This window comes from Bartonella queenslandensis AUST/NH15, from assembly GCF_000312585.1.
GTDB lineage: Bacteria > Pseudomonadota > Alphaproteobacteria > Rhizobiales > Rhizobiaceae > Bartonella > Bartonella queenslandensis_A.
Map to the genome: position 1 here is coordinate 55,035 of NZ_HE997977.1, position 6,363 is coordinate 61,397.

The window sequence follows — 6,363 nt, forward strand, 5'->3', positions numbered from 1 at the left end:
ATCATTCAACAAGAAATAATGAACGCAGCCAATATAAATAATGCACATAAAATTGTTATTACAATGCGAAGTACCATTGAAGTAGGAGAATGCATCGTGAATATACGTGATATGAAGAAGGATATCCAGATAATCACACATGCATTATCCGATACAGAAACATCTTATCTCATTGATTTAGGTGCTGATGTTGTAGTAACGGATGATGAAGAAATTGCCAATGGCATCATAAAACATATAACAGAACAAAAGTCTGTAAAGAATATGCATAATCATAAAAATTTACAGAAAATATAAAATGGATAAAGAAGCGTGAAAATAAAGCAATTTATATGGCCCTTAATTGGTATCTTAGCAATGCTGATATCTATTCGGATTCTTTATATAAAGCTCTCTGCCATTTCGTTCGGAGACGTATTGGAACGTTTGAGCGATTTAAATGCACAGCACTGGTTATTAGCCTGTTTATGTTCTCTCCTTGCTTATGCTGCTCTTGCTGGATATGATCGAATTGCCTTACAACATCTAGGCCATAAAATTTCTTGGATTTTTATCGCTATATGTTCATTTACAACTTATGCTCTTTCGCACAATATCGGCGCTTCCGTTTTTTCTGGTGCCGTTGTGCGTTATCGCGCTTATAGAATGAAAGGATTAAATGGAACAGAAATCGCCATATTAGTAGGTTTTTGCTCTTTTACTTTTGTAATCGGTACAGTCTTACTGTTGGGGATCGTTTTGGTTCTGCAACCCGAGATTATTAACCTCATTCATGAAGAGCTTCCTGAATGGCTAGGAACGATAGTCGGAGCAATTTTACTCAGTTGCGTAGCACTTTATACATTTGGGAGCTGGCTTCAATTGAAACCCCTACGCTTGGGCAAGAAAATTCAGCTTTCCTATCCACGACTAAAAATTGTTATTCAACAGCTCCTCATTAGCCCTCTAGAGCTTTTAGGAGCAGCAGGAATTATATATGCTGTTCTCCCCTACAATGCCGATATTCATTTTATTTCTGTTCTTGGTGTTTTCCTAGCATCTTTTACGCTAACTCTTCTCTCCAATGCTCCAGCAGGAGGAGTAGGCGTTCTTGAAGCGCTCTTCATAACAGGCATGCCTAATATAAATCCAACCGATGTTATCGCAGCACTTATTGTCTTTAGAATACTTTATTTGATCATACCACTCATCATTTCATTATTTGTGGTCGCCATTTTTGAAGCGCAACAATATTGGAAAAGAGCCCCCAAAACACCACCTAAATAAATAAAAGGTTATCAACGGCTTCTTTTTTGTGTGCCTATAAATAATATCATCATGCAGAAATTTAGGTGCATATGTAAATAATACAATCGTTATTTTTATTTATCTTTTCTACCTTCAAACTTGAAAGGCTCTCTTTATAAGAAGCTTACCCTGAGAAAAACATAGAAATATTTGTCTATTTTCCTGCAAAAAGACTCCCATAAACTTAAAAATATCTATCCGTGTAGAAAATAATCGTTTCTATAACATACAGTGTATTGGTTTATAAAGATAATTTATCGTTATTCAACTTGAATGAGAACCTTGAACCCCATAAGATTCTCTCATTTCAAATCTCTCTATGTTAAATCCAATAAAAACCCTTCGCTTGCACGTTATAAGCAGGCAGAGCCGCCGTATGGAATAAAACTGTGCAAGAAATGACTAAAAATGCCTTTTCTGAAGAGTCTCAAACACCAAGAGCTGCCGATCTAACACCCACGAACTGGCAGAGTGTGTGGTGTGTTGGGTGGCGTGTTAGCTTGCTCCTACTCTCCAATTTTCCTTAGCCTCTTATATCTTAAAAATTTTTATACAATCAATAAATTATTTATAGTACACAATAAATGGTGGGTGATGAGGGGATCGAACCCACGACCCGCTGATTAAGAGTCAGCTGCTCTACCGACTGAGCTAATCACCCATACGCTTCCCAAAAGATGAGAATAAGCGCTTCTATAACGCTCCTAAGGGGGGATGTCTAGATATTTTGTTGTTTTTTAATAGCCTCATCGTCTGTAGGATTTAAAATATGATATTCACCACTTGATCTTATATAAAAATAGACCCATTATAAGAAGCTCTATAAATAAATGTTCTGATTGTTATACAGAATCTATAGTTGGAGGATTATCGAGCATAATGCCCGAGCAAAATTTAGAGGAATCTTCTTATCGTTGTCAACAGAATGGCGCAGCGTTTTATTTTGTCAATAATCATATGCGTTTAAACGATATTTTTCTGTTTTTTTCTTTGAATGTAGTTTTTTTTACATTCAAAGTTCATGATCCTATGCACGAATTAAAGCCCATGAGTTTTTTTTGTCAATCGCGTGCTTTTAAGCTTTTAAAAGGTGAGAAATGATGGAATGGATCACTGATCCCCATGCGTGGTTTGGTTTGGTCACGTTGGTCTTTCTCGAAATTGTTTTAGGAATAGATAACCTTATCTTTATTGCAATTTTAGCTGAAAAATTGCCAGTGCATTTGCGTGACCGTGCACGCTTGATAGGTCTTACTTTAGCATTAATCATGCGGCTTTTCCTTCTTACCGTTATTGGGTGGGTTATGAGACTCGATACGGTCATTCTTTCACTTTCATCTTTTGCCTTTAGCTGGCATAGCTTTATTTTAATTGGTGGTGGCGCCTTTTTGCTAGCGAAAGGAACATTAGAATTGCATGAAAGGTTAGAAGGAGTATCGCATGAAAGAAAAACAGGCGTTGCTTATGCTGTTTTTTGGCAAGTGATTGTTCAAGTCGTGGTGCTGGATGCCGTTTTTTCACTCGATAGTATTATTACCGCAACAGGCATGATTGCAAAAGAGCAAGCAGCCGTTATGTATATCGCAGTCATTGCTGCTATGGGAGTGATGATGTGTGGCTCTGGCTCTCTCATGCGTTTTATTAATCGTCATCCCACTATTGTCATCCTTTGTCTTGGATTTTTGATGATGATTGGTTTTACGCTTATTGTTGAAGGGTTTGGTTTTCACATTCCAAAAGGGTATTTGTATGCTGCTATTGGTTTTTCTGTTCTCATCGAAGCTTTTAATCAAATTGGACGTCGTAACCGTGAAAAGATGATTACAACGAATGATCTACGCAGTAAAACAGCTGATGCTGTTTTAAGGCTCTTGGGAGGGGGAAGTAAAGATAGTCATCTTGCTGAAACTGTAGATGTCATTGCTGAACAGGCCGCAGCTTCTGAATTGTTTAGACCAGAAGAAAAGGAGATGATTCGTGGTGTTCTCGATTTAGCTGATCGTCCTGTTCGCTCTATCATGTCGCCGCGGAATGAAATTGAGTGGTTAGATTTAAATGCTGATGAAAATGAAATGCGTGAAGAATTACAAAAAGTTAAACATAGCCGCTTAATTCTTGCGCGTGAAAAAGTGGATGAATTTGTTGGCGTTGCGTTGACAAAAGATCTTCTTTTGAATTTGGCTGAGGGGAAAAAAATTAATTGGAAAAAGGCTATGCGAGAGCCCCTTGTTGTTCATGAAAACACCAGTGTTTTACGATTAATGGAGCAATTACGTCATTCTTCGATTCAGCTTGCAATCATCGTTGATGAGCACGGATCTTTTGAAGGGATTGCAACACCAACCGATATTCTTGAAGCTATTGCAGGAGACTTTCCTGATGATGATGAAGAACTCATGATCGCAGAACAACTTGAAAATGGCGGCCTTCTTGTAGAGGGATATGCTGATATCCGCCGTTTAAGTGGTTATCTTGGGCGTAATCTTGTTGATGAAGCAGATCGTTATACGACTCTAGCGGGTTTTATGCTTTGGCAGTTTGGTCACTTGCCAAATGAGGGAGAAAGTTTTGAAACGGATGGTTTACGCTTTAAAGTTATCGAAATGGAACGCCGAAACATATCTAAAATCCTTATTTCTCCACTTGTGTTACCAGAAAAAGCTAATTCTTTTGATACGTAAAGTGAATAAAGGATTCTCTTTATAGTTAGAAAGTGAAAAGAATAGGAAGTCGATAACTTAATTGTATATTCATATTTTTGCATTTTTAAAGCATGAAATAATGAATATACAAAAATTAAGTTATCAACGCATTTTCACTACAAAAAAGTTTTCACTGATGATTGGAAAAGAATACGAAAAGAGAAGATGTACAACATTATTTATCATTTTTTTATTAAAAGACTCCGTCACTTTCGCATCAAGAAAGCTTCTTTCAAACATCACAGGCCACTGTATTAAATTGCCATCATTAATGTAACTCACTTAACTGATAAAGACAGCTTTGAACTATACTCTAAGTTCGTTTGAAAGGAAACTTAGAGAGTGTACTGCTCGATGAATTGGGAATGTACCATTCAGCATTTGTAATTTCATCAATAAATGATGAAAAAGGCTTTAGAGTTTTAATGGTTATCGATTTAGAGAAAAACTACGATGAAAATCGCTATAACTGATAGAATAACTAAAATGAGTACGTTTAAAAAACTCCAGATGATTTGAGCATTCAATTTTATTTCTTCAACTCTTTAAATGAAGATAACTTTCCTGATAAATTCTGGAAAAAATTTATGTCTTATTGATCTGGCATACAAAAATAACAGAGAAAACAGCCAAGAAATTGCGTCAATGTAAAATAGCAAGATGATTTGCTATCGGTTATGAGTAAGTAGATTACGAAGAGCTAAAAAAACGGTATTGAATTTGCTCACAACCCTGCTTATTGTATAGATGAAGGTGAATGTCTTACGAAACCTCTCAACTTCAAACTTTTAAAAGATATGAATGCACGTCTAGGATAATATGGTGTCACTACACTGACTTTTTAGCAACAAAACATATGAAAATGACTCATTCAAAACGCCTCAAAAAAATTAGAAAAAACTATCTTTATGAACACAGCAAAGAATAAAATCCTCAGCGATTTTAATTACTTAGAAAAGCATCCAAGCAAAAATCTTGAGTGTTCCACGCATTCCTTGACGTTCTCCCCGTAGAAACACAATAGCCAACCTCTCATTAAAGCGTAAAGAGACAATGCTAACTGCTTATCATAAAAATTGGTCATTAACTCACATAATGCATATTTTTTTTACAAATCTCACATATCGATATAAGAAAAAATATTGTTTCCATAGGGATATCTTTTCTATATAAAAGGAAAAAAACTTGGTGGTTTCCTATGATTAATAATATTTACTGCGTTGGGCTCAATTATGTGGAACATGCTCATGAACTTGGCAATGTTGTTGAAGATGAACCCGTTATATTTAGTAAGCCGAACAGTTCACTTGTATTAGGAAACCAAATTAATCTTCCTGATTTTTCCAAAGAAATACATTTTGAAACTGAAATTGTGCTCAGAATCTCAAAGGACACTTTTATAGTCAATGAGAGGGAAGCTGAAGAATGTTATGATGCTGTAGCAATAGGTCTTGATCTAACCGCGAGAGATTTGCAAACAAAATTAAAAGAAAAAAAGCTTCCTTGGCTTTTGTCTAAGGGATTTAAAGGAGCCGCATACGTCTCTGACTTCATAGCCAAAGAAAAAATAAACGATCCAATAACTTTTGAAATGAAGTTGAATGGTGAAATGAGGCAAGTTGGCAATACGAAAAATATGATCTTTAGCTTTGAAAAAATAATCTCATTTTTAAGTCACTACATTCAGCTAAGGCATGGTGATATCATATATACAGGCACTCCACAGGGCGTAGGTAAACTCTCTAAACTTGACAAAATAGAGTTATATCTTGAAGCTCAATTAATCTCAGAAATAACGGTCAAATGAATCATCAAATACTGACCTTTTTCACTGTTTCATTTTTTTAGTTATATTCTCTAATTCAAACATAGCTCTTATCATCGATAATGCTATGAGGCTGGGAAAAAAGAAGGCATTTCCAATGTCTTAGGGTTGTGTACAACAATATATGCACACAAAGCATTTTCCATACTAGGATGTATCAGCGATTGTTCTCAATAATAAAACGCTCTTTTTTATTAAAGCTCATAGGTGGCTGCTATTTATTATATATAGGCGTTAAATCGATTAAATCTGAAATACACGCCTTAAAATCAAAAGAAATAAGACCCAAACACGAAAAGAATGCTGAAGGTAAATAAAGCTTTTAACTAGCTACATAGATGGGTTTATGACACAAAAACTCAATTCTAAAGTATCCATGTTCTACAGGGCATCCTCCCCCAAATTCTTGCCTTCCAGCAAGTAGCATCAAAAAAGGATTTGAACCTATAACAATATGTTTCTTCAACATATTTACATGATTCACTTCAATGACCATTTTTATACCATTTGCGAGCATCACCTAAAAAATAAAAAAAATTAAAACTCTCT

4 protein-coding genes and 1 tRNA gene are annotated in these 6,363 nt (G+C 35.6%); 4 read left to right on the forward strand and 1 reads right to left on the reverse strand.

From position 1 onward, the window contains the following. Positions 1-297 (forward strand): NAD-binding protein (locus BN338_RS00850; RefSeq protein ID WP_198003648.1); only part of this gene is annotated, 297 nt, incomplete at its 5' end. Between the two features lie 15 nt (positions 298-312). Continuing rightward, complete coding sequence (locus BN338_RS00855; RefSeq protein ID WP_039758142.1) at positions 313-1,266, forward strand: lysylphosphatidylglycerol synthase transmembrane domain-containing protein; 954 nt, start codon at positions 313-315, stop codon at positions 1,264-1,266. 606 nt (positions 1,267-1,872) lie between these two features. On the opposite strand, the gene BN338_RS00860 is transcribed toward BN338_RS00855, so the two are convergent. After that, positions 1,873-1,948 (reverse strand) — tRNA-Lys (locus BN338_RS00860). 436 nt (positions 1,949-2,384) lie between these two features. On the opposite strand from BN338_RS00860, the gene BN338_RS00870 reads away from it, so the two are divergent. After that, a complete protein-coding gene (locus BN338_RS00870; RefSeq protein ID WP_039758146.1) occupies positions 2,385-3,968 on the forward strand; it encodes a TerC family protein in 1,584 nt (527 codons plus the stop codon). 1,219 nt (positions 3,969-5,187) lie between these two features. Further along, complete coding sequence (locus BN338_RS00875; RefSeq protein ID WP_039758148.1) at positions 5,188-5,796, forward strand: fumarylacetoacetate hydrolase family protein; 609 nt, start codon at positions 5,188-5,190, stop codon at positions 5,794-5,796. Positions 5,797-6,363 lie beyond the last annotated feature (567 nt).